Below are 22936 nucleotides of genomic sequence, written 5' to 3'. Positions count from 1 at the left end.
TGCATGCAGGGGAAGCGCCGCCGTGTTGCTTCGGGTTGTACCGTTCAGCCGTCTAGATGGCTGGCTGGGCGTGCATTGTCAGCCGGCTTTTTTCGCTGGCCGGATACAACAGCCACAAACTCGCCAGCGCGGGCAGGCCAACGGCGCCGCAAACGATCACCCAGGCCACCTTTGCCGGCAGCGACAGTTCGCGTCGGCGGACCAGCCACAGCGCGGCCAGCAGTGAGGCCAGCATCAATACGCCCGCCAGCCACCGGATGCCGCGTGGCATCGGTGCCGGCGTGGTGGCCTGCATCGGATCGGGCGTGGCGAACAGGCCGGACACGGCGTGGCGCAGCGCATACAGCACCGGCGAGGGCCACCACGCCTGGTAACGGAACCAGGCGGGGTAGTCGAACGCGATGGCGCGTCGCGCCACTTCCTCCACGCGGCCGTCGTCATGCACCCAGGTCAGCGTCTGGTAAGGCGCCGTGCCGTCCATGACCCAGGCGTAAGTGGTGAACGAGGCGGACACCAGATAGCCGTCGACCAGTTCGATCAGGTCCAGGTCGCGCAGATCGCCCATGGCGCCCGGGATCGGCATGCGCTCGCGCGGTTGCAGTGGCGCTTCGCTGGCGACGATGTCGCGGCCATCGTAGAAGTACAGCGCGCGATCGCTCTGCACCACCAGGTTCTCGCCCACCGCCGTGGTGCCGAGCAGCCACTCGCCCGACGGGAGCTGGATGCGCGGCAGTACCTGACCGGTTTCGCTGACGTAGTGGTAAAGCCGGTTGCCGGCGACCAGGCTGCGGTCGTCCTTCGGCTGGCCGGGCAGGCCGGCGATGGCGACGGCCGGCGCCGGGAACGCACCGTCGGCCGCACCCACGCCCAGCGTACCCACGCCACGGCCGCCGGCGATGCGGTAGCCGACCAGGCGCATGCGGTCGTGGCTGAAGGTCCAGCGCACATTCTTCGCGGTGTCGTCGAAGTCGGCCGGCGCGGCGTTGGTAAGTGCGCCGCGCACGGGCAACCCGGGCAGATCCACTGCAATCGAAACCACGTCCGACAACGCCACCTGCTCGCGCCAGGTCGGCGCCTGCGGCGCGCGGCTGGCCACGAGACCTGCGAGCATGCGCTGTTGCGGCGTCATGCGCTCGGTCTCGTTCTGGCCACCGGGTGGCGGGGTTTCGGTGTTGTTGGGATGACTGCCCTGCATGATCCACACCATCTGGCCACCGAACTCCAGCAGCAGGATCAACAGGTAAGCGCCCGCCTGCAGCGGCAAGGCCAGCAGCACCGTGGCCAACGGCGTGCGCGGCGTCGCCGACAGATCGGGCTTGAACGATGCCAGCAGCATCCCGGCCAGCCAGGCCAATGCCAGCGTCTGCACCAGCAGCGCCCACGCCCCGCTGGCCTGGTTGATCGCCAGCGCCACCAGCAGCACCAGTGCGGCCATCGCGCGGCGCGCCGGGCCGAGCATGCAACAGGCGCCGGCGACATAGCCGCAGGCGGCAAGCAGCCACGCCCCCAGCGGCAGCAGCCAGTGGCGCAGGTCGACCACACGCGCCGTGAGGCCGGATTGATAGACGCCGATCAGCAGCACCGGCAAGGCCACCGCCACCGCGAGCCAGGCCGCGCCCGCGCCCAGCAGTGCCGCGGCGATGCGCGCCGGTGCCAGCGGTCGGTGCAGCAGGTTGAGCCAGGTGTTCGGGCGGCGGTAGCTGCCCATCTGGTACAGGCCCAGCAGCAGGCCGGCCAGCGCGTCCACGCCGCCGAACACGCGGTAAACCAGCACCGGCTGCTGGGCCAGGTCCACCACGCGGGCGAGGAAGGCGAGCACCAGCAGGTGCACTCCAAAGGCACCGAGCGCCCAGCCACGGAAGCGCAGCAGTTCAGCCTTGAACAGGTCACGCATGTCGACGCTCCTCATGCTGCCGCCGGCATGGCGTGGTTTTTGGCCAGGAAACCGTTGACCGCGCGGTCCAGGCTCACCGGCATGCTCTGCACCGTGCGCGCGCCCGCGCCGCGGAGGAACTGCGCGAAGTCTTCGCGCTGGTCGAGTACCAGGTAGTGGTGCAGGCCGTCGATGCGCTGCACCTGCAACAGCCCCGGCACGCTCGCCGGTGGCGGGCCGGCAAACGGGATGTCGGCAACCCAGTGGGTGACGCGCGCGCAGAATTCCTCCGGCGCGGACATGTGCGCCAGCCGGCCGCGCTCCAGGATGATCAGGTTCTCGGCGACGCGCTCGATCTCTTCCATCTGGTGCGAGCAGTAGATCACCGTGCACGACTCCGCCGCGCTGGAATACATCAGCGATTCGAGGAAGGCGCGCTTGGCCACCACGTCCAGGCCCAGCGTGGGCTCGTCCAGCACGAGCAGTTCGGGCCCCTGGGCCAGGGTGAGCGCGAGGTTGAAACCGGCGCGCTCGCCGCGCGAGAGCTGGCTGACCTTCTGCTCCGGCAGCACGTGGTAGTGCCCGATCACCTCGTCGTATGCGTGCTGGTTCCAGCGGGGGTACTGGCGGCGCTGCATGGCGGCCACCGCCGAGACGCGCATCCAGCCGGGCAGCGTATGTTCCTCGTTGACGAAGCCGATGCGGCCGCGGTCTTCGGGCGTGAGCTGCTGGCTGTCCCGGCCCAGGATGCGCGCGCTGCCGCTGGTCGGCGGCAGGAAACCGAGCAGGATGCGGAACAGCGTGGACTTGCCCGCGCCGTTGGCGCCGACGATGGCGTGGATGCGGCCGGCGGCGATGGACAGATCCAGCGCGTCCAGCGCGAGCTTGCCGCCGTAGCGCTTGGTCAGCGCGCGGGTTTCGATGATGTGGTCGGTCATGGTTCAAGGTTCCCGGGCAGGTCAGGCGCTTTTGCGGGACAACACCTGGAGCGCGCGGTCCAGTCGTGCCAGCGCGCGCTCGGGCGGGTAATCCAGCGCTGCCACTTCATGCACGAAGGCCTGGATCGCCTCGTCCATGCGCCGGTCGCGCTCGCTGTTGGAAAGCCGCTGGCGCGGCGTGGCGACGAACAGTCCCAGCCCCTGGCGCGATTCCAGCCAACCCTCGGCGGTGAGCTCGGCGTAGGCCTTGGCCACCGTGTTGGGATTGATCGTCAGCTGCTGGGCCAGGCCGCGCACGCTGGGCAGCTGGTCGCCGGGGGCGAGCTCGGCGGTGGCGATCTTCATGCGCACACCGTCGACGATCTGCTTGCTGATCGGGCGGGCGTCGCCGGTGGCGATCTGGATCATCAAAGCCTGGCTACGGGGCATGGTTGTTCGTCCTGTCTGTACTGTGTGTAGTAGTACAGCTGGGATTGCCCGGCGTCAAGTGACTCCCGCACCGGAGCCGTGCTGCCCGCTTGCGCGCGCGAGCACTGCACTTTTGGCTCCCTCTCCCCTTCGGGGAGAGGGTTGGGGTGAGGGGCCGGGGCTCGCGGGGATGCCTGCGAGAGCGGTGTCTTGCCTGCCGTCTTATGCGGCCTCTCCGCGACTGGGCTCGCCTGCCGCGGGCTTCCGATCGCCTGCCGGCGCTCGGGTCACTTTCTTTGCTGGCCCAAAGAAAGTAACCAAAGAAATGGCCTGCTAAACACGGGGTAGCTAAAAAGCTAGGCGCCTGTGCGCTTTGCTTGGTCAGTCGCCTGCTCTTAGAGGAGCTGCCGCCGCTTTACCGCGGGCGCTCGGGAGCTGAGGCAAGAGGGCTTGCGCGTTTGGATGCAGGAGCGCCGCACTTGCTCCCTCTCCCCTCCGGGGAGAGGGTTGGGGTGAGGGGCCGGGGCTCGCGGGGATGCCTGCGAGAGCGGTGTCTTGCCTGCCGTCTTATGCGGCCTCTCCGCGACTAGGCTCGCCTGCCGCGGGCTTCCGATCGCCTGTCGGCGCTCGGGTCACTTTCTTTGCTGGCCCAAGGAAAGTAACCAAAGAAATGGCCTGCTAAGCACGGGGTAGCTAAAAAGCTAGGTGCCTGTGCGCTTTGCTTGGTCAGCCGTCTGCTCTTAGAGGAGCTGCCGCCGCTTTACCGCGGGCGCTCGGGAGCTGAGGCAAGAGGACTTGCGCGTTTGGATGCAGGAGCGCCGCACTTGCTCCCTCTCCCCTCTGGGGAGAGGGTTGGGGTGAGGGGCCGGGGCTCGCGGGAATGCCTGCGAGAGCGGTGTCTTGCCTGTCGTTCTTGCGCGGCCTCTATACGACTGGGCTCGCCCGCCGCGGGCTTCCGATCGCCTGCCGCCGCTCAGCGGACTGGAGGCACGGGCCTGCTCACGACGTCAGGCAAACCCGCCACGGCGAAGCCCACGCTCGCCCAGGCGCCATCCTGCGACAGCGCGGTGAGGGCGTGGTGGCCGGGTCGCGTCAAGGTCAGAGCGATGGTCTCGCCGACCGACGTGCTGCCCTGCAGGCGGCCGTCGAGCAGCCATTGCACGGCGCCCTGGGCGCCGAGTGCGTGCACCGTTACACGCAATGGTCCACTGCCGTTGGGCGCCTGACGCAGCAGGCTGCCTTCGCGCAGGCCGCTGATGCGGATCGGCACGGCGACGGCGAGCGAGTCCGGCGCGCAGCCGGGCGCCAGCGCGGGCAGGGTGGAGGCGGCGCGGTCGGCGGCGTCGAGCCAGGGTGTGGCGAGCGCCGGCCAGCGGGCGAGGGTGAGGCGATGTTCGTGTGGGGCGTGGCAGCCGGCACTCAGGCGGCGGTTTTTTTCGTCTACGCGCAGTTCGACGCGACCGCTCATCCAGGCGCCCGGGTCGCGTTCGGCGAAGGTGGGTGGAAGCGCACCGTCGAGGATCCAGGCGGTGCGCCGTTGGCGGCAGAGGCTGGTGTCGGTGGCTGCGGCCGATTGGCCGAGCGGCCAGCAGATGTCGACCGCACGGACGCTGGCCGGACGCGGCGCGTGCACGCCGCCGCGCGCGGGCAGCATGTCGGTGAGCTGGAACAACAGCGGCAGCGCGGTGACGGCGCCGTACTGGCCGGGCGAGGGCGTGCCATCCGGGCGGCCGATCCAGACGCCGACGGTCCAGCGGTCGGTGACGCCGATCGCCCAGGCGTCGCGGTAGCCGTAGCTGGTGCCGGTCTTCCAGGCGACGGCGGCGTGCCGGTTGATGGTGCCTTCCAGCGGCGCGCCTTCGACGTCAGCCGGGTTGCTGGCGAGGATGTCGCGGATGATCCAGGCGGCGCCCGGCGAGAGCAGGCGCCGCGGGCGGGTGGGCTGGTCCGGCGTGTAGCGCGGGGCGCCAGCGATGCCGCCGTTGGCCAAGGCGCTGTAGCCGCCGACGAGGTCTTCCAGTTTCGTGGCGGTGCCGCCGAGGATGATCGACAGGTTGGGCCGCGCGCCGTCGGGCAGCTGCAGGTCGACGCCACCGCTGGCCAGGCGCGCGACGAAGCGGTTGGGGCCGACGCGGTCGAGCATGTCGACCGCCGGCACGTTGAGCGAGCGTTGCAGCGCTTCGCTCACGCTGACCGGGCCGCTGAAGGCCTCGTCGAAGTTGCCCGGGTGGTAGCCGCCGAAGTCCTGCGGCACGTCCACCAGCAGGCTTTCGGAGGTGACCAGGCCGTCGTCCAGCGCCAGGCCGTAAAGGAAGGGCTTGAGCGTGGAGCCGGGAGACCGCCGCGCACGCACCATGTCGACGTGGCCGGCGCGTTCGGGATCGGCGAACTCGCCGGTGCCGATGTAGATGCGTGCCTCGTGCGTGGCATTGTCCACCGCGAGCACCGCCACCGAACTGCGCGGCGGCAGGCGCGCGAGGTAGCTGGCAACGTGGTCTTCGGCGGCGCGCTGCAGATTGGCGTCGATGGTGGTAACGATGCGCCGCGCGCGCGGCCGCTGCTGGTGCAGGCGTTCGGCGAGCAACGCGGCGGCGAGCGGCGCGCGCAGCGAGCGGGCGACTACCGGCTCGATCGCCGCGTCACTGACCTGTTTGGACGTCCAGACGCCTTCGTCGCGCAGCCGGCACAGCACCTTGTCGCGAGCGGCGCGGGCCGCCTCCGGATGGCGGTCGGGGCGCAGCCGGCTGGGCGCCTGCGGCAGCACCGCGAGCAGGGCCGCCTCGGCGCGCGACAGGCGGCTCGCGCTCTTGCCGAGGTAGGCCCACGAGGCGGCTTCGACGCCTTCGATGGTGCCGCCAAAGGGTGCGTGGTTGAGGTAGAGGTCGAGGATCTGGGTCTTGTCAAGATGCGCTTCCAGCTGCAGCGCGCGGAAGATCTGCCGGAACTTGCCGCCAAAGCTATGCGGGATCGGCTCGATGATGCGCGCGACCTGCATCGTCAGCGTGGAGCCGCCGGAGATGACGTGGCCGTGCAATGCGCCTTGCACCGCGCCGCGCAGCAACGCGTACGGGTTCACGCCGGGGTGGCGATAGAACCACCGGTCCTCGTAGCCGAGCAGCGCCTGACGGTAGAGCGGCGAGACCCTGGCCGTGGTGGTCGGATAGCGCCACACGCCGTCGCTGTCGGCGAAGGCGCGCAGCGGCGTGCCGTCGCGGGCGAGTACGACGGTGCTGCCGGTGTCGGGGGCTGGCAGCGGGAGCGGGAACAGGCGGTCGAGGACGAGCGCGGCGGCCAGGAGCGCAGCGGAGGCGAGCGCGATGGCACGCAGCCAGCGCCTGCGTCGCGAAGGTTGTTTGGCCTGGTTGGGAGGGGTCATGAGTATGATTTTCCGCGTCCGCCGATCACCCATCGCCCCGGCGTCGGACGAGCAAGAAAAGGATCGGTCAGCCGCAACCGACCGAGGCGCCTCCCTCGCCGTCCGGCACGAGGCAGGCCCTCTTTCCGTTGCGCTCGAACGTACGGACGGCCGGGCAGAAGGGGCCAGTGCCTTGGAGGGTGTTCCGCTCCGCGGGACTGAGCAGTGCCTCGGCTGCCCGCTCTACGTCCCGGGCATTCCGGCATTGTGACGCGACCGGTACGGCAACGACGAAGCTCAACACCATGGCGATGGCAATGCCAGGTACGGCGGCCGCTGCTGGCACTCGGCCGCGGCGGGCAAGGGCGAGCGCGCCCAGGGTGGCCACGACGGGAATACCGGGAAGCGCCAGGACGTCGTGCTGCGGCATGGGCGTCTCCCTGTGCATGCAGTTGCGATTGGCAAGTTGAGCTGGCGACCGAACACGCCTCCGCCCGCACCCTCCCCTTGAAGGGGAGGGTGCGGGTTAGTGGCACGTTGCTAGGGCTCGACCACCGTGATCTTCGCCGGTGTTGACCTGCCGATGCCGCGCAGTGCCGGGCGATACATGTCCTCCGCCAGCGGCGGCGGGACCGTGTACGTGCCGGGTGTGACCGCGCGGACCAGGTAGAACACGTGGGCGGCATCGCCGCGGCGCAGGTGCAGGGCGGCGGCGTAGCGGTCGTCGCGGTATTCCTCGTGAACGAGGTCGGCGGCGCCGCTGTGTTGCTGCATGTCGATGCCGCCGATGACGACGCCTTCCCACTGCTGTGCACCACCGAGGTTGAGGTTCTCCACTTCCAGGCCGCCGGGCAGCAGGTCGGTGACCAGGGCGTCGGGCATGTCGGTGCGCGCCTCCAGGGTGAGTTCGGCGATCAGCGTGTCGCCTTCCTTCAGCGTGTCACCGGTCCACGGCTGGCCGTCGGTGGTGAAGTAGCTGCGGCGCACGTCGACCTGGCGGTCGTCGGCGGCGGGCGGCTGTTGCGGGATGCCGGCGATGTCGAGCGTAGCGAACACGGTGCCCTGGCCGGCTGGCTGCACGCTGACGCCGCCTTTCAGTTCGGCCAACGTGAGTTCGCGCGTCCACAGGCGCTTGTCGGCGGGCGCGGCCTCGCTCTTGCCACCGATGGCAAGGGTGACCGCCAGCGGCGCACCGCTGCCGGCGTCGAAGGCGCGCGCCACGCGGGCGATCGCCACCTGCTCCTGGGTGGAGAGGTAGGACCACGACCAGTGGTAGTAGGGCACTTCCTGCTTGTTGGCGTGGTCGCGCGCGGTAGCGTTGCGGGCCCAGTCGATCAGCTTGGCGTCGTAGGCCGGCTTGGCCAGGCCGTAGCGGTGGGTGAGCGCGACCATCAGCGCCAGGTCGCGCAGGTCCGAGCCATAGTCGCCGACGTACCAAGGACGCTCCTTGTCCCAGGCGAAGGCTTCATCGATGGCCTTCTGCGCACGCTCGGTGTCGCCCATCAGCTTGAGCGCGACGCCAAGGTGTACCAGCGGCAGCGGGCCGACCAGCTTGTCGCGGTCGTGGTCGAAGATCGCTCGCAGCGTGCCCAGCGGCGCGCGGTTGACGCGGGCCAGCACGAAACCGGAGTAGGCCTCGTCGGCGATGCGCAGGTGATCGTGATGCTCGTAGCTGTAGTACGCATGACCGCCGCCGAGCAGGTCGTCGCTCAGGCGCTGCAGCGATTTCTGCAGCACTTCCTGCGGCACGGCGAAGCCTTCCTCGCGCGCGTCGAGCATGAAGTCGACCACGTACGGCGTCATGAAGGTTTCGATCGGGCTGGTGCCGCCCCAGAAGCTGAAGTGCCCGTTGCTCGCCTGGAACGAGGCGATGCGCGCCAGCGCGCTGTCGACCGCGGCACGACGGGTCGCTTCGCTGGTGGACAGCCCCAGTGCCGTGGCGGTGGCCGGGTCGAGCACCAGCGCGGCGTAGCCCTTGCTGGTGGTCTGCTCGATGCAGCCATAGGGATAGCGCAGCAGGTCGCGCAGCGCCGAGCCGTAGGGCAGCGGCGGCAGCGTGCTCAGGGTGAGTTGGGCGCGCACGGTCGGCGCGAGCAGGCCGGCGGCAGCGTTGGCATCCAGGTGCGCGGGCTTGCCGGCTTCGATCGCCAGCGGCACGGTCGTCTGTTGCTCGGGCCAGGCCGGGCGCACGGCGAACTCGAAGTGGCGGTCGACCGCGAAGTCGCCGAGGGTGGCGTGGATGTCGAGCTTGGCCACGGCCGCGCCTGCGCTCGCCGTGACCGGCATGCTGAGCGTGGTGCCGGCGCCGTCCTTGAGCGCCACCTCGCGGCTGGCGTTGGCGATGGTGATCGGGCCGCTAACCTTGACCACGACCTTCGCCGTGCCGTCATGCCCAGAAAGGTTCTTCAGGTCCAGGCTGACGCGCGCCTTGTCGCCGGCGGCCATCACCCGCGGCGTGCTCGGCTCGACCACCAGCGGTGCGCGCACGATGACGGCGCCCTCGGCGTTGCCGAAACGGTCGGCGCTCCAGGCCATTACGGCCAGGCGCAGGCTGCCGTTGAAGTCGGGCACCTGCACGCGCAACGTGGCCTTGCCCTGCGCGTCGAACGCGACCGGCGCGGCGAACAGGTCGACAATCTGCACCTTGGGGTTGAGGCGTGCCGCGTGCGGCAGCGCCGGGCCGCTCATGTCGCCGCCGTAACGCAGCTTCGCCTCCGCGCCATCCATCGCCTCGATGATGCGGCTGTAGAGATCGTAGGCGTCCACACTCAGCGCGCGCTTGGCGAACATCCAGGCCCAGGCGTCGGGCACCGGGTAGTTGGTAATGTTGATGACGCCCTGGTCGACCGCCGCCAGAGTGATGTAGGCGCGCGTGTTGGCCAGACCCTTGGCCTGCACGGTCACCTCGAGCGGATTGCCCGGGCGCATCAGCGCCGGCGCGCTCAACGTGAGCGGGATGCGCCGATCGTTGCGCTCCATCGCGACATGCTCGACGCCGAGCGCACGGGCCGGCGTGGTGTGCTCCTGCGCCTCGCCGCCGCGGAACACCAGCGCGGAAACGTAGACGTCGTGGCGCTCCCAGTCCTTGGGCACCGGGATCTCGAACGTACTGCCGGCCTTGGCGTCGATGTCGCGCACGTACAGCAGGTGATCGGACTCGACCAGCAGCAGGCCGGGGCCGTCGTGCGGCGGCGTCACCGTCACCTTCATGGTGTCGCCTGCGCGGTAGCGCGCCTTGTCGAGCTGCAGCTTGACCTTGTCCGGGCGCGCCTCCTTGCCGAGGTTCTCGTCCTCCCAGCTCCAGCCGGCGAAGAACGGGAACACCGTGGTGAGCTGCGTTTCCGGGTCGTAGACCTCCAGCCGGTAGCCGCCCCACTCGACCGGGAAGTCGACGTGCACGCGCTGGCCCGCGGCCAGGTCGACGTCCTTCTCCTCGACCAGCTGCAGCTGCTGGTGCGCGTCGGATTTCCAGCCGTCGCCGTGCTCGTACAGCCAGTAGAAATCGCGCAGCTCGCGCTGCAGCCGCACCTTCAGGTGATGGCCAGCGACCAGCTTGCCGTCGACGTCGGCGCGCAGGATCTCGAACCCGGCCTGGCCTTCGCTCTGCGCGCCCTGCTTCGGATCGAACAGCGGACGCACGCCGACCAGCTGCGGCGCCGGCCAGTACACGCGCTTGAGCAGGCGGGTGACGGCGCGCCCGCCTGTTTCGTAGACGCTGCCGGAGAGCGTGACGGCGAGCGGTGCGACCGGCTTGACGTCGTCCGGCAGCGCGATCGGCTGGGCGAGCTTGCCCTGCGCGTCGAGCTTCGCGTCGAGCACGTCGTTGGCGCTCCGGGGCAGGTCCAGCGTGGGGTCGCCGAAGAAGGTGTCCTTGAGGTTGTCCAGCGGATGCACCTCCGGCGCCACCAGCAGCTTGGCGGTGACGCGGTTGCCGTCGGCCGGCGCGCCGTAGAGATAGCTGGAGGTGACCTCGAGCTTGAGCGGCTCGTCCGGCACCAGCCGCGCCTGCGGGCTGTCCAGGCTGAGCTTCAGGCGCTCGGGCAGGAACTCCTCGACGTGGAACGGGAAAGCCTCGACCGCCTCCTTCGCCGCCGGGTCGAGCCGGAATTCCAGTTGCCACAGGCCGGTCGGCGCGTCGGCCGGAATCGCCTGGGACAGCGCGTAATAGTTGAGATTGGAGGGCGTCAGTTGTTGGTCGGCCAGCGTGCGGCCGTCGGGTTGCTTCAGGCGCACGAACAGCGACTGCGCCTTCATCGGCTTGCCGTCATAGTCACGCAGCAGTGCCGATACACGCAGCGTCTCGCCCGGTCGGTACAGGTCGCGGCCGGACCAGGCGTAGACCTCGAACGGCGCCTGCTTGCGGCCGGTTACGTCGAAGTTGGAGATGTCCAGCGCGGGGCGGTTGAACGGCAGTACCGAGACGTCGTCGCCGTGGCGCGCGATCAGCACGTCGGCGGGATCGAGCTTGTAGGCGATCAGCGCATTGCCATCGCCATCGGTGGTTGCCTTGAGCCGCGCCTGCCCGTCGGGGCCGTCGATCTCGATCGCCACGCCTTCCACCGGCGAACCGTCGCGCAACGAGGCGACGTGCAGCAGCGCGTTGTCGCGATACATGCGCAGGTGCAGCCCGAGGTCGCTGACGAAGAAGATCGCGCTGTCGTAGTTGCCCTTGAAGGTGCCGCCCTGCTTGACCACTGCCATGTATACGCCCGGCCGCTGCAGTTCGCGCACGCGCTGCACCGGCAGGTAGGTCACGGTGCGTTCGTTGTCGTCGCCGCCCAGGGTGTAGTGGTTGGCGTAGACGGAGTCGGCCATGTCGGTGATCGGTCGCTTGACGCGGTCGCCGTGCTCGCACACGTCCCAGCGGTTGATCTCGTGGTCGAGCTCGTAGCTGTCGCGGTGCTTGTTCGACGGGTAGGCGCAGTAGAGGTCGGACAGCGCATCGTCGTGCACGCGGAAAAACTCCACGTCCGCGTCGTGCACGTTGACCGAGACCAGCGGCAGGCCGCGGCTGCCGCGCGCCGGCAGCACGCTGCCGTGCGAGGCGAACCCGACCGCCGGCGGCACGCTGCCGGAGTAGACGTCGCGCTTGAGCTCGCGCCCCAGCGTACGGCCGTCGGCGGCGAGCAGGCCGGCGTGCAGCAGCACGGCATAGTGGGTGTTGGGCTGTACGAAGGGGAAGCGCAGCGTCTTGCCGTCGTCGTCCAGGCTCCAGCTGCCGCTGATCGGCTCGCCGTTGCTGCCGGTGACGGCCAGCTCGCGGTCGAACGGCTGCGCCGCCGCCAGCGGCACGTTGAAGCGCAGCACCAGCGCGGTACGTGTGTCGCGCAGGTCGGCGCCGGCCGAGGCGAGTGCGAACGTCGCCTTGCCCGCGGGCGCGTGCGCGCTGGTGCTAGCGGCGGGCGCGCCCTGCAGCGCGGGCCGGTCCTGCGAGGAACGGTTGCAGCCGGCCAGCAGTGCCAGCCCCAGCAAACCCAGACACAACCCGACCTGGCGCGACCTGCGCGCCACCGACATTTGCCACATGACGATCCCCTTTCCTTGAGGTGCGGGGCGCATTATCGCCGGGTTTTGTGGCGCGCCGGAGGCGGCCGGGCGACGGCTGCGGGGCGCGTTGCGTCGTCCGTGGCCGGCGCGATGCGTGCGGATCGGCCGACGCGCTGGCCCGTTGACCATCTCTGTCGCGTGACCCGCGCCATTGGCACGCGCCGCCTCCCGCTCACAATCTCCGTGCCCGCGTGCGGGTCGGCCTCAGATGAGCGGTTGCAAGGCGCGCGCGGCGACCTGCGCGTCGCTGCTCGCGGCCCGGCTCACCATCGCGTAGTTGTAGCCGTTGCCCGAGCCGTACTGGGCGAGCAGGCCATCGTCGACGCGCTGGCCGTGCGGCAGCAGGTAACGCCGCGGGCCGGGCGGGCGTACGTAGAAGCTGATCGCATGGCCGGCGGCGTCCTGGTAGAGCACCATCGCCGCCGTGCCCTGCTCGGTGGCGAACAGCCGGCCACCGACCGGGCGGAAGCCGGCCGCCTGCAGGTCGGGCAGCGGCACGCCGCGGGCGAAATGCCGGTCGAGCCAGGCCTGCAGGTCGCCCGGGTGCTGCGGCACCAGGTCCGGCCTGGCGCCGGGTTCCAGCGCGAGCATGCGGTAGGCGGCGAGCGCGTCGCCCATCGGCGGCATCGCGCGGGCGACCTGCCAGCCGCGCACCTGCCAGCCGCCCAGGCCGCCGATGCCGATGCACAGCACCAGCGAGGCAGCGATCGCCAGACGCGACACCCGCCGACGCTGCCGACGCGCGCGGATCGCGGCCGGGTCGAGCGCCGGGTTGGGCGGCAGCGACTGCGTCCCGGCAAGCGCCGCGCGCAGTTGCTGGGCGTCGTGCTGCCAGGCCTGCGCCTGCCCGGCGCGCTCCGGATGCCGGGCGAGGTAGAGCTCCACCGCGGCGCGGCGTTCGCCTTCGAGGCGGCCGTCGACATAGGCATGGATGTCGTGTTCGCTGGGTTCGTTCATTTGAGCACCCGCAGGGAGACAGTGGTGGGTTCGCCTTCGCCGAGCCGGCGCAGCGCGGCGCGGGCGCGCGACAGGCGGGACATCACGGTGCCGATCGGCACGTCGAGGATCTGCGCAACTTCCTGGTAGCTCAGGCCTTCCACGGTGACCCACAGCAGCAGGCTGCGCTGTTCCGGATTCAGCCGTCCGAACGCCTGCAGCATGGATTGCGCCATCGCCTCGCGTTCGGCCGAGGGCGCCTGCGACTCCTCTTCCGCGCGCAGGCGGCCAAGCAGCCAGGCGTGCCGCTGTGCGCGACGGCGGCCGTCGAGGAACTGCCGGTACAGGATCGCGAACAGCCAGCTGCGCAGCGAGGCGTCCTCGCGCCGGCTCGACCAGCGCGACAGCGCGCGCTCGAGCGTGGCCTGCACCAGGTCGTCGGCGCTGGACGTCTCGCGTGTCAGCCATAGCGCGAAGCGCCGCAACCGCGGCAGCCATTCGCGCAGGGCATCGTCGAGCGGGTGGACGGGCATGGCCGGACTCTGGCTTGGGACTGACCGATAGACGCGGCGGCGAAGCGATTATTCCATCGCGCGGGAATAAATCGCCCGGTCGCGCGTCCACCTCACCGTCACCACACGGCCGAGGGCCGGGAGCATTGCATGAAGATTCGTTTCAGACACGCCGCGCGCGGGGCGCTGATCGGCGGCCTGGCCTCCGTCACCGTGGCCGCGTTCGGCTACGTCGGCGGCTGGCTGGCGCCGCGCCGACTCACCCCGCAACGCCTGGTCGATACCCTGCAGGACAACGCCGGCCTGCATCCCGGCTACCGCCGCAACCACGCCAAGGGCGTGTGCGTGGCCGGGTGGTTCGAAGGCAACGGCGAGGCAAGTGCGTATTCGACTGCCGCGGTGTTCGGCCGCAGCCGCACGCCAGTGGTCGGGCGGTTCGCCATCCCCGGCGGCAACCCGTACGCGCCCGATGGCAGTGTGCCGATCCGCAGCATGGCGCTGCGCTTCAACCTGCCGGACGGCGAGCAATGGCGCACCGGCATGAACGCGATGCCGGTGTTCCCGGTGTCCACGCCGCAGGCGTTCTACGAACAGATGATGGCGGGGCGGCCGGATCCGGCCACCGGCAAGCCCGATCCGGCGAAGCTCGCCGCGTTCTTCGCCGCGCATCCGGAAACCGCCGCGTTCCGTGCATGGGCTAGGCAGGCCAAGCCGTCGGCGAGCTACGTCACCGAACGCTACGACAGCATCAACGCGTTCTACCTGGTCGATGCGCAGGAACAGCGACGCGCCGTGCGCTGGGCGATGGTGCCGCAGGCCACCGACGGCGGTCCCGGTCCGGCCGGCGACGCGGATTATCTTGCCCGCGACCTGGAGCAACGCCTGGGCCGGGCGCCGCAACGCTGGACCCTGCGCATCACCTTCGCCGTGCCCGGTGATCCGGTCGATGATGCCGCCCGCATCTGGCCGGCAGGGCGCCGCACGGTGGACGCTGGCACGCTGGTTATCGATCGCATGCAGCCGCAGGACAGCGGCTCCTGCCGCGACGTCAACTACGACCCGACGGTGCTGCCGACCGGCATCGCGCCCTCGGCCGATCCGCTGCTGGCGGCGCGCTCGGCGGCCTACGCCGATTCCTACCTGCGTCGCACCGCCGAGGAAGCGCATCTGCCCGGCACCGCGCGCGCCACGGAGGCCACCCGATGAACACGCCGACCCCGTTCCACCCGCTCGCCCGGCTGCTGCACTGGACGATGGCCGCGATGATCGTGGCGATGCTGTTCATCGGCGCCGGCATGGTGGCCACCGTGTCGCAGAAGCACACCTGGCTGCTGGCGCTGCACAAGCCGCTGGGCATCGCAATCCTGCTGCTGGCGATCGCCCGCCTGGCGCTGCGGCTACGCCACCGCCCACCGCCGCTGCCCGCCGACCTGCCGCTCTGGCAGCGACTCGCCGCGGCGGGCTCGCACTGGCTGCTCTACGCGCTGATGCTGGCGTTGCCGCTGCTCGGCTGGGGGATGCTCTCGGCCGGCGGCTACCCGGTGGTGCTGGGTGGCGCACTGCGGTTGCCGGCGATCCTGCCGGAGAACGCCGCGCTGTTCGCCTGGCTGCGCGAGGCGCACCGCTACCTGGCCTGGCTGCTGTTCCTTACCTTCGTGGCGCACATGAGCGCGGGGCTGTACCACGGGCTGATCCGCCGCGATGGCGTTTTGGCGTCGATGCTGCCAAGCCGTCGTCGCAGGGAGCCGGTGGTGACGGACGGCTGACGCTTCGACAGGAACCCGCAGGGTGGGCTTCGGCCCACCACGCCAGATCTGGCTACGGTGGGCTGAAGCCCACCCTACGAAGCGCGCGAACGTCCGCGCTTGGCGTCCAGCATCAGCAAATCCGCCTCGCGGTAGGCCTCGCCGAGGTCGCGGTCGGGGCCGCGCCAGCTGTAGCCGAGTGTGGCAGCGACGCCGGCGGCGCGCAGGGCCTGTTCGATGCGGGCGGCCTGGCGCGCCAGCTCGGTGGGGCCGACGTCGAGGATCAGCACCACGAACTCGTCACCGCCCAGCCGCGCGACCACGTCGGCGGCGCGCACCGTGCGCGACAGTTCGCGCGCGGCGCGCTGGATGAGCTGGTCGCCGGCGTCGTGGCCCTGGCTGTCATTGGTCTGCTTGAGGCGGTCCAGGTCGACCACCACCACGCCGGCGGTGGTGTGTTCGTCGCGGCAGCGCTGCTCCTCCAGCGCAAGCAGCTCGCGCCAGCCGCGACGGTTGAAGGTCCCGGTCATCGCGTCGGTCATCGCCTCCAGCTCGGCGCGTTCGGCGCGGCGGCGGGTTTCCTTGAGGTCGACATCGTGGCGCCACAGCGTGGCGAGCATCTGCGCGCACAGCTGCACGATCGGCAGCCAGCGTTCCACGTCCACCGATACCGGCTGCGGATCGATCCCGCACAGGGTGCCGATCGCACCGTTGTCCAGCTGCACCGGCACGCCCAGGTAGGCGGCGATGCCACGGCTGACGATCGGCGCGGCGGCATACGGCGCGTGGGCGCTGACGTCGGCCACCACGCAGGGGCCGCCGCGGACCATGCGCGAGCAGATCGAGTCGGCCCACTTCAGTGCATCGCCGCTGCGCACGCCGTAGCAATCGTCCGAGGCGGCCAGCACCAGCCAGTCCTCGCCGTCGACGCGGGTGAAATACCAGGCGCCCACGCCGGTGCGCTCGCGCAGCATCGACAGGCAGGCCTGGGCCGCCTCGCGGAAGCCGCCGAATGCGGGCAGCGGCGGAAGTGTCAGGGTTTCGGGCGGCGTGCTCATGGGCGAAAAGAAGACAGGATCAGTCGCAGAGGCGGGCGTCACGATGCCTGCCACGATGGTGCCAGCATGCCAATGAATCGCCCCTGCGCGTGGGAAAGCAGAATCCATGCCACGCTTCCTCACCAGGGCGCCAGCAGCGGCGTGCGCGTCAGCACGTCGGACAACGACAGCGCAATCATCACCGCCAACCACGCAAAACCGGCGCTGGCGACGATCCGCAGCAGCGCGTTGTCGGTTTTCAGGCGCATGAAGATCGTCAGCACCAACAGCGCCTTGATCACCGCGATGCCGAGGTTGGCCACCGTGTTGAACGGCCCGAGCCTGAGCAGTGCGCTGCCGGCACTCAGGCCCAGCAGCACCAGCAGGGCGAGGAGCGTCCACAGGTTGCTGCGCAGCGACGGCGGCCGCGGGCCGCTCTTGTGGCTGCGTTGCGGACGGGCGTTCATCCGGCCCTCCCCACCAGGTAGATCACCGGGTAGACGAAGATCCACACGATGTCGACCAAATGCCAGTACAGCGCCGTCAGTTCCAGCGGCGTGTGGTAGTCGGCGTCGTAGGCGCCGTGCCAGGTGCGCCAGCCCATCACCGCCATCAGCACTACGCCAATGGTCACGTGGATGCTGTGGAAGCCGGTGATGAAGTAGTACAGGCAATAGAAGATCGCCATGCCATGCGCGTACACGCCCTGCTGGGTGTAGTGGATGGACGGGATCAGCCCTTCCTCGTATTCGGCGTAGTACTCGAAGCCGTGCATCACCAGGAAGCTGACGCCCAGCAGCGCGGTGACGCCCAGCAACGCGGTGGCAAGCCGCCGGCCGCCGAGCTGCACCTCGCGCACGGACAGCGCCACCGCGCAGCTGCTGGTCAGCAGCACGGCGGTCTCGATCGTGCCCAGCAGCATGTCGGTGTGCCGGCTGGCTTCGGCGAAGGCCTCGGGGAAGCGCACGCGGCACAACGTGTAGCCGGCGAACAGCACGCCGAAGAACAGGATCTCGGTAGCCAGGAACGCCCACATGCCCAGCGTCGCGGCCTCGCGCTGCTGCACGGGGTCGTCGAACTGTTCGGGCACGGAATGGGTTCGGGCGTTCATCGGCGGTAGGCGTAGGGACCTTCGGTGACGGTCGGGGTCACATCGAAGTTGTGCGGCGGCGGCGGCGAGGGGGTCTGCCATTCCAGGCCGGTCGCGTCCCACGGGTTGGGGCCGGCGCGCGCGCCGTGGCGTAGCGACCAGGCGAGGTAAAAGAGCGGCAGCAGGTAGGCCACGCCCAGGATCGTCGCGCCGGCGGAGGACAGCACGTTCCACACCTGGAACTGCGGCAGGTACTCGTGATAGCGCCGCGGCATGCCCTCGACGCCCAGGATGTACTGCGGGAAGAAGGTCAGGTTGAAGCCGAAGAACATCAGGATCGCTGCGAAGCGCGCCCAGGCCTCCGAATACATCCGTCCGGTGATCTTGGGCCACCAGTAGTGGATGCCGCCCAGATAGGCCATCACCGCGCCGCCGACCATGATGTAGTGGAAGTGCGCCACCACGAAGTAGGTGTCGGTGAGGTTCACGTCCAGCGCGGTGGCGGCCAGGAACAGGCCGGTGAGGCCGCCCAGCATGAACAGTCCGACGAAGCCGAGCGCGTAGAGCATCGGCGCACCGAAGCTGATGTCGCCCTTGTACAGCGTGGCGGTCCAGTTGAAGACCTTGATCGCCGAGGGCACCGCGATAATGAACGAGAGGATCGAGAAGATGATGCTCGCGTACATCGACTGCCCGGCCACGAACATGTGGTGGCCCCAGACCAGGAAGCCGACCACCGCGATGCCGACGATCGCGTAGACCATGAACTTGTAGCCGAAGATGCGCCGGCGCGCGCCGTTGGTGATCAGCTCGCTGACCAGTCCCATCGCCGGCAGGATCATGATGTACACGGCCGGATGCGAGTAGAACCAGAAGAAGTGCTGGAACAGCACCGGATCGCCACCCAGCGCCGGGTCGAAGATGCCCACGCCGAACAGTCGCTCCAGGCCGATCAGCGCCAGCGTCATCGCCAGCACCGGCGTGGCCAGGATCATCACCAGCGCCACCGCGTACATCGCCCACACGAACAGCGGCAGGCGCATCCAGATCATGCCCGGCGCGCGCATGGTGTGGATGGTCACGATGAAGTTCAGGCCGGTGAAGATCGATGAGAAGCCCACGATGAACACGCCGACCACGGCCATCATCACGTGCGAGTTGGAGAACATCGTCGAGAACGGGGTGTAGAAGGTCCAGCCGGTATCCACGCCGCCCAGCAGCAGGCAGGCCAGGGTGAAGATGCCCCCGAGCATGTACAGGTACCAGCTGAAAAGGTTGAGCCGGGGGAACGCCACGTCGCGCGCGCCGATCATCAGCGGCAGCAGGAAATTGCCCAGCGTGGCGGGGATCGAAGGGATCAGGAAGAACCACACCATTACCACGCCATGGAAGGTGAAGGCCTTGTTGTAGGTCTCCGCGCTCAGCAGGTCGCCGGCAGGCGTGACCAGCTCCCAGCGGATCAGCGCGGCGGCCAGGCCGCCGAGGAAGAAGAAGAAGGTGATGCCCAGGCCGTACATGATGCCGATGCGCTTGTGGTCATGGCTGAGCAGCCAGGAGCGCAGACCGAAGCCCTCCTCCAGGTAGCTGCGCGGGGGCGCAAGTTCAACGGTGCTCATCGGTGTCCTCCGCCGCGCTCGTGCGGGTCTTCAGGTACGCCACCAGGGCCAGCACGTCCTCCTCGCCGATGCGGCCCTCGAAGCTGGGCATGATCGGCGCGTAACCGGCGGCGATCTGCTTCTTCGGCAGGAGGATCGAATCGTGCAGGTAGCGTTCGTCGGCCAGCACCTGCGAGCCGTCGGTCAGCGGCACGGTGCGGCCGTAGAGGTCGTAGAGGTTGGGCGCGTGCACGCCCGAGCGCGGATCGTGGCAGCCGCTGCAGCCGAGCTGGCGGAACAGGTCCGCGCCCTGCGCGGCCAGGCCGGTGCCCTGGTGCGCGTGCAGCCAGCGCGCGTAGTCGGCCGGCGGCATCACCACCACCCGCCCGCGCATGCGCGAGTGGTCGGTGCCGCAGAACTCGGCGCAGAACAGGTCGTAGGTGCCCGCTTTGGTCGCGGTGAACCACAGTTGCGTGTAGCGGTCCGGCAGCACGTCCTGCTTCACCCGGAAGGCCGGCACGTAGAAGCTGTGGATCACGTCCTGCGAGGTCATCACCAGCCGGATCGGCTGGCCTACCGGCACGTGCAGCTGGTCGATCTCGCGCTGCCCGCCCGGGTGCTGCACCTTCCACATCCACTGCTTGGCCACCACGTAGATCGGCTGCGCGTCCTTCGGTGGCGTGCGCAGCTTGATCCACAGGTGCACGCTCCAGCCGAAGATGCCCATGAACAGGACGAACGGCACCAGCGTCCAGGTCAGCTCCACGCCCAGGTGCGAGTGCGCCGGCGTGCGTTCGGCAGCCGTGCCGCGGCGGTACTTGACGCAGAACACGATCATCACCGTGAACACGCCGACGACCACCAGCGTGCACAGCCCCAGCAGCGTGTCGAACAGATGGTCGACGTTCGGCGCGACGGAGGAGGCCTGCGGCAGCATCATGCGCGCGCCCTCGCCTTCAGCCAGGCCAGCCAGCCGACCAGCGCCAGCACGAAGGCCACGCCCATCACCTGCATGGTGCGGCCGATCGCCAGGCTGTAGCGGCCGGTGGTGGGGTCGTAGCCGCAGCACAGTAGTACCAGGCGGTCGATCACGCTGCCGAGCTCGCCCTGCGAGGCATGCACCAGTGCCAGCCGCAGCGAGGCCGGCGGCCAGGACACGCCGAAAAAGTACTGTGCGACCTTGCCGTCCGGGGTGATCGCCACCAGGCCGGCGGCGTGCGCGTACTGGTGCAGCTTTTCGTCGTAGAAATAGCGGAAGCCCACGGCCTTGGCCAAGGCGCCGATCGAGGCCGCGTCGCCGCTGAGGAAATGCCAGCGCGGCACGCGGGCCTTCGGGTGCATGCGCGCGAGCATGCCCTGCGTGTGGCGCGCGTCCGCCGGCGTCTCGGCCGGGTCGATGCTGACGAAGGCCACTTCGAAGTCGCGTCCGGGCTGGAGGTCGAGTCCTTCCAGGGTATGCGCCATGCCGTTGAGCACCACGTCGCAGAGGTTGGGGCAGCGGTAGTAGCCCAGCGCGAGCAGCAACGGCTTGCCATCGGCCAGGGTGCGCAGGTCGGTGGGCTGGCCGTTGGCGTCGAGGAAGCGTGCGTCGAGCGGAATGCGCTCACCCAGGCGTTGGTCGAAGCCGGCGCGCTGGGTAAGGTCGGCAGGCGGTGGCGGTGCGTGCGCGGCCCATGCCACCGGCATCCACACGAAGAACAGCCATGCCACCTGCAGGAGCGCACCCTGTGCGCGGCCGCCATGCACGACCGGGCTGCGCGGTCGCGCGCACGGTGCGCTCCTGCAAGGAACCGTGGTCATCGGGGTGGTTCCGCGGAAGAAGCCGGCGCTGGCGCGCCCTGCCCCGCGGCGACCAGCGCCATCGCTCGCGTGATCGGAATCCGCGCCACCGTATGCGCCGGGTCGATCCATTGGTAAGCGTCCAGACGCGAACGCTGCAGCGCACGCTCCGCGGCGATGTCGGTCGCCGGATCGGGCTGCAGCCGCGGTTGCGGCGGGATCGGCCGCGTCGGTTGCCCGCCCCCGGTCAGTACTGGCCGCGCCCATACGTACACCAGCAGCACGATCGCCAGCAGGCTGAGCGCCAGGATGGCCGCGGCCCAGTGCAGCACGCCGGCAGCCACCGCGTAGGACTCGTGCGAATCGGGTTGCCGACTCATGGTTCGACCTCCAGCGCCGCGCGCCGCTGCGCGCCGTAGCCCAGCCACCAAAGCCCACCGATGCCGACCCACGCCAGCGGGTCGCTCCAGGCCAGGGCGTGCCCGCGCAAGCCCGGCAGCACCAGCCAGGCGACATAACCGATCTGCGCGACGAACAGCCACAGCCCCACGCCGGCCAGCCAGGCGACGCGCTGCTTGGCCTGGCGCGACAGCAGCACGGCGAACGGCAGCGCCAGGTGGAAAAGCACCAGGAACGCGCCGAGCCAGCGCCACGGCGTCTTCACCCGCGGCAGGTACCACACCGTCTCGGAGGGCAGGTCGGCGATCCAAACGGTCAGGTAGTCCATGAAGGCGAGGTAGCCCCAGGCGAGCACCAGCACCATCAGGATGCTGCCCAGGTCGTTCAGCCGCCTGGGCGTCCAGAGCGCCGACACACCGTCGCGGCGCGTGACGCTGACCCACACGGCCAGCCCCGCGGCCGCCAGCAGTTGCGCCGTGCCGACCAGGATGCCGAGCGTCGTTGAATGCCAACGCGGTACCAGCGAGGCGACCCAGTCGATCGCGGCCACCGACACGGTGAGCGTGTAGAGGATCAGGCCGCCCGCGGCGAAGCGCCCGGCGGCGGGCGTGGCCAACCGGCGACGGAGGCCGTGCGCCAGCCACAGCCACAGCGCGAACACGATCACCGCGCGCACGAGGAAGAACGGCAGGTTGAGCCACCAGCGCTGGTGCGCGAGGTTGGGGTCGGCCGCCTGCGCGTCCGCCCAGGGAAACAGCACCGCCACGCCGATCAGCACCGGCAGCAGCAACACGGCCATCAGCGACAGGCGCCGGCAGGCGGCCAGCAGCGCGGGACGCAGGGCGAAGCCCCAGTCGCCGCCGGTCAGCGCGTGGACCAGCAACAGGCCCACGCTGCCCAGCGCCGGCGCCAGCCAGAACAGCCAGGCAAACAGGTAGGACAAGAGCACCGTGCGCGGGGCGTGCAGTCCGAGCAGCAGGCAGCCGGCCAGCGCAAGCACGCCGATCACGGCGGCGATGCCTTCGGCGCGCGACACCCGGGGCCAGCGCCGGTTCATCGACGCACCTCTGCCGGCAGCCGTGCCAGGTCCTGCGGCGTCAGCCGGTCGCGTGGCGCGTGCTGGGAGAGCTGCAGCGCGCGGATGTAGGCCACGATGGCCCAGCGGTCGTGCGGGCTGACACGATCGGAGTACGGGTACATCACCCCGTAGCCGTCGCTGATCACCTGGTAGAAGTGGCTGTCCGGCGCGTTGCGCAGGCGGTCGGTGTGGTAGCTCGGCGGCGCCGGAAAGCCGCGCCGGGCGATCATGCCGTCTCCGTTGCCGGAGAGGCCGTGGCAAGGCGCGCAGTAGATGTCGAAGCGCTGCTGTCCGCGCCGGAGCAGCGCCATGGTCACCGGCAGCGGATTGGCATAGCGTCGCTCGCCGACGTCGGCCTGGGCGAGGCTGCGGCCCTGCGCATCCAGCGGCAGCGCCGGGCCCGGATCGGGCGGCAACGTCATCTGCCCGCGGCGGCCGCTGGCCGTGTCGGCCGCGGCGCCCTGCGCCATCGGCACGCTGCCCGGCGGCGGCGTGCGCGCGCTGTTGCCGTCGGCGAACAGCGGGCTGGGTTCGAGCGGCTTGTACTTGGGCTGGGAGTACATGTCGTGCATGGCCTGCTCGCAGCCGGTGAGGAGCAGGGTGGCGAGCAGGAGCACGACCTTCCCTGTAGGAGCGCCCTTGGG

The 22936-nt window shown here is 69.9% G+C and carries 19 protein-coding genes; 2 read left to right on the top strand and 17 right to left on the bottom strand.

All coding sequences use genetic code 11. The annotated features are described in order from the left end of the window. Window positions 1-52: 52 nt before the first annotated feature. From ACFWZ3_RS00470 to ACFWZ3_RS00435, 8 genes are all read right to left on the bottom strand, one after another. Complete coding sequence (locus ACFWZ3_RS00470; RefSeq protein WP_439705829.1) at window positions 53-1894, bottom strand: hypothetical protein; 1842 nt, start codon at window positions 1892-1894, stop codon at window positions 53-55. 11 nt (window positions 1895-1905) lie between these two features. Then, a complete protein-coding gene (locus ACFWZ3_RS00465) occupies window positions 1906-2811 on the bottom strand; it encodes an ABC transporter ATP-binding protein (protein WP_439705828.1) in 906 nt (301 codons plus the stop codon). 21 nt (window positions 2812-2832) lie between these two features. Continuing rightward, window positions 2833-3240, bottom strand: a complete 408-nt coding sequence (locus ACFWZ3_RS00460; protein WP_439705827.1) for a GntR family transcriptional regulator — start codon at window positions 3238-3240, stop codon at window positions 2833-2835. A 952-nt stretch (window positions 3241-4192) separates the two neighbouring features. Beyond that, window positions 4193-6595, bottom strand: a complete 2403-nt coding sequence (gene pbpC / locus ACFWZ3_RS00455) for a penicillin-binding protein 1C (protein WP_439705826.1) — start codon at window positions 6593-6595, stop codon at window positions 4193-4195. A 67-nt stretch (window positions 6596-6662) separates the two neighbouring features. After that, window positions 6663-7004: a hypothetical protein gene (locus ACFWZ3_RS00450; protein WP_439705825.1), complete on the bottom strand. Its 342-nt coding sequence runs from the start codon at window positions 7002-7004 to the stop codon at window positions 6663-6665. A 110-nt stretch (window positions 7005-7114) separates the two neighbouring features. Then, window positions 7115-12091: an alpha-2-macroglobulin family protein gene (locus tag ACFWZ3_RS00445; RefSeq protein WP_439706195.1), complete on the bottom strand. Its 4977-nt coding sequence runs from the start codon at window positions 12089-12091 to the stop codon at window positions 7115-7117. 234 nt (window positions 12092-12325) lie between these two features. Further along, window positions 12326-13078 carry an anti-sigma factor family protein gene (locus ACFWZ3_RS00440; RefSeq protein ID WP_439705824.1) on the bottom strand — a complete coding sequence of 251 codons (753 nt, stop codon included), beginning with the start codon at window positions 13076-13078 and terminating at the stop codon, window positions 12326-12328. Continuing rightward, a complete protein-coding gene (locus tag ACFWZ3_RS00435; protein ID WP_439705823.1) occupies window positions 13075-13590 on the bottom strand; it encodes an RNA polymerase sigma factor in 516 nt (171 codons plus the stop codon). The genes ACFWZ3_RS00440 and ACFWZ3_RS00435 overlap by 4 nt, the downstream gene beginning before the upstream one ends. A gap of 129 nt (window positions 13591-13719) precedes the next feature. On the opposite strand from ACFWZ3_RS00435, the gene ACFWZ3_RS00430 reads away from it, so the two are divergent. Next, the gene (locus ACFWZ3_RS00430; protein ID WP_439705822.1) at window positions 13720-14775 is read left to right on the top strand and encodes a catalase family peroxidase; all 1056 of its coding nucleotides are present in this window, start codon (window positions 13720-13722) and stop codon (window positions 14773-14775) included. After that, the gene (locus ACFWZ3_RS00425) at window positions 14772-15335 is read left to right on the top strand and encodes a cytochrome b (protein WP_439705821.1); all 564 of its coding nucleotides are present in this window, start codon (window positions 14772-14774) and stop codon (window positions 15333-15335) included. The genes ACFWZ3_RS00430 and ACFWZ3_RS00425 overlap by 4 nt, the downstream gene beginning before the upstream one ends. Window positions 15336-15409: 74 nt before the next feature. Here the strand turns inward: ACFWZ3_RS00425 and ACFWZ3_RS00420 are convergent, their stop codons facing one another. From ACFWZ3_RS00420 to ACFWZ3_RS00380, 9 genes are all read right to left on the bottom strand, one after another. Then, complete coding sequence (locus tag ACFWZ3_RS00420; protein WP_439705820.1) at window positions 15410-16372, bottom strand: GGDEF domain-containing protein; 963 nt, start codon at window positions 16370-16372, stop codon at window positions 15410-15412. Window positions 16373-16491: 119 nt separating this feature from the next. Beyond that, window positions 16492-16818, bottom strand: a complete 327-nt coding sequence (locus ACFWZ3_RS00415) for a cytochrome C oxidase subunit IV family protein (RefSeq protein ID WP_439705819.1) — start codon at window positions 16816-16818, stop codon at window positions 16492-16494. Beyond that, entirely contained in the window at window positions 16815-17462 is a 648-nt protein-coding gene (locus ACFWZ3_RS00410) for a cytochrome c oxidase subunit 3 family protein (protein ID WP_439705818.1), read from the bottom strand. Before ACFWZ3_RS00410 ends, ACFWZ3_RS00415 begins: the two co-directional genes overlap by 4 nt. Continuing rightward, window positions 17459-19057, bottom strand: a complete 1599-nt coding sequence (gene ctaD / locus ACFWZ3_RS00405; protein WP_439705817.1) for a cytochrome c oxidase subunit I — start codon at window positions 19055-19057, stop codon at window positions 17459-17461. The genes ACFWZ3_RS00410 and ctaD overlap by 4 nt, the downstream gene beginning before the upstream one ends. Next, the gene (coxB, locus tag ACFWZ3_RS00400) at window positions 19044-19976 is read right to left on the bottom strand and encodes a cytochrome c oxidase subunit II (protein WP_439705816.1); all 933 of its coding nucleotides are present in this window, start codon (window positions 19974-19976) and stop codon (window positions 19044-19046) included. Before coxB ends, ctaD begins: the two co-directional genes overlap by 14 nt. Continuing rightward, window positions 19973-20836: an SCO family protein gene (locus ACFWZ3_RS00395; protein ID WP_439705815.1), complete on the bottom strand. Its 864-nt coding sequence runs from the start codon at window positions 20834-20836 to the stop codon at window positions 19973-19975. The genes coxB and ACFWZ3_RS00395 overlap by 4 nt, the downstream gene beginning before the upstream one ends. Then, window positions 20833-21195, bottom strand: a complete 363-nt coding sequence (locus ACFWZ3_RS00390; RefSeq protein ID WP_439705814.1) for a hypothetical protein — start codon at window positions 21193-21195, stop codon at window positions 20833-20835. The genes ACFWZ3_RS00395 and ACFWZ3_RS00390 overlap by 4 nt, the downstream gene beginning before the upstream one ends. Next, complete coding sequence (locus ACFWZ3_RS00385; protein ID WP_439705813.1) at window positions 21192-22271, bottom strand: hypothetical protein; 1080 nt, start codon at window positions 22269-22271, stop codon at window positions 21192-21194. The genes ACFWZ3_RS00390 and ACFWZ3_RS00385 overlap by 4 nt, the downstream gene beginning before the upstream one ends. Continuing rightward, the gene (locus ACFWZ3_RS00380; protein WP_439705812.1) at window positions 22268-22909 is read right to left on the bottom strand and encodes a c-type cytochrome; all 642 of its coding nucleotides are present in this window, start codon (window positions 22907-22909) and stop codon (window positions 22268-22270) included. The genes ACFWZ3_RS00385 and ACFWZ3_RS00380 overlap by 4 nt, the downstream gene beginning before the upstream one ends. Window positions 22910-22936 lie beyond the last annotated feature (27 nt).

This window comes from Frateuria sp. GZRR35, from assembly GCF_051900415.1.
Lineage (GTDB): Bacteria > Pseudomonadota > Gammaproteobacteria > Xanthomonadales > Rhodanobacteraceae > Frateuria_A.
The sequence above is the reverse complement of the archived record's forward strand: the minus strand, read 5'-3'. Positions and strand labels throughout refer to the sequence as shown.

Excerpts from the sequence above, each read along its gene's own strand:
- ACFWZ3_RS00470 (WP_439705829.1), bottom strand. The coding sequence starts at position 1,894 with ATGCGTGACCTGTTCAAGGCTGAACTGCTGCGCTTCCGTGGCTGGGCG.
- ACFWZ3_RS00465 (WP_439705828.1), bottom strand. The coding sequence starts at position 2,811 with ATGACCGACCACATCATCGAAACCCGCGCGCTGACCAAGCGCTACGGC.
- ACFWZ3_RS00460 (WP_439705827.1), bottom strand. The coding sequence starts at position 3,240 with ATGCCCCGTAGCCAGGCTTTGATGATCCAGATCGCCACCGGCGACGCC.
- pbpC (WP_439705826.1), bottom strand. The coding sequence starts at position 6,595 with ATGACCCCTCCCAACCAGGCCAAACAACCTTCGCGACGCAGGCGCTGG.
- ACFWZ3_RS00450 (WP_439705825.1), bottom strand. The coding sequence starts at position 7,004 with ATGCCGCAGCACGACGTCCTGGCGCTTCCCGGTATTCCCGTCGTGGCC.
- ACFWZ3_RS00445 (WP_439706195.1), bottom strand. The coding sequence starts at position 12,091 with ATGTCGGTGGCGCGCAGGTCGCGCCAGGTCGGGTTGTGTCTGGGTTTG.
- ACFWZ3_RS00440 (WP_439705824.1), bottom strand. The coding sequence starts at position 13,078 with ATGAACGAACCCAGCGAACACGACATCCATGCCTATGTCGACGGCCGC.
- ACFWZ3_RS00435 (WP_439705823.1), bottom strand. The coding sequence starts at position 13,590 with ATGCCCGTCCACCCGCTCGACGATGCCCTGCGCGAATGGCTGCCGCGG.
- ACFWZ3_RS00430 (WP_439705822.1), top strand. The coding sequence starts at position 13,720 with ATGAAGATTCGTTTCAGACACGCCGCGCGCGGGGCGCTGATCGGCGGC.
- ACFWZ3_RS00425 (WP_439705821.1), top strand. The coding sequence starts at position 14,772 with ATGAACACGCCGACCCCGTTCCACCCGCTCGCCCGGCTGCTGCACTGG.
- ACFWZ3_RS00420 (WP_439705820.1), bottom strand. The coding sequence starts at position 16,372 with ATGAGCACGCCGCCCGAAACCCTGACACTTCCGCCGCTGCCCGCATTC.
- ACFWZ3_RS00415 (WP_439705819.1), bottom strand. The coding sequence starts at position 16,818 with ATGAACGCCCGTCCGCAACGCAGCCACAAGAGCGGCCCGCGGCCGCCG.
- ACFWZ3_RS00410 (WP_439705818.1), bottom strand. The coding sequence starts at position 17,462 with ATGAACGCCCGAACCCATTCCGTGCCCGAACAGTTCGACGACCCCGTG.
- ctaD (WP_439705817.1), bottom strand. The coding sequence starts at position 19,057 with ATGAGCACCGTTGAACTTGCGCCCCCGCGCAGCTACCTGGAGGAGGGC.
- coxB (WP_439705816.1), bottom strand. The coding sequence starts at position 19,976 with ATGATGCTGCCGCAGGCCTCCTCCGTCGCGCCGAACGTCGACCATCTG.
- ACFWZ3_RS00395 (WP_439705815.1), bottom strand. The coding sequence starts at position 20,836 with ATGACCACGGTTCCTTGCAGGAGCGCACCGTGCGCGCGACCGCGCAGC.
- ACFWZ3_RS00390 (WP_439705814.1), bottom strand. The coding sequence starts at position 21,195 with ATGAGTCGGCAACCCGATTCGCACGAGTCCTACGCGGTGGCTGCCGGC.
- ACFWZ3_RS00385 (WP_439705813.1), bottom strand. The coding sequence starts at position 22,271 with ATGAACCGGCGCTGGCCCCGGGTGTCGCGCGCCGAAGGCATCGCCGCC.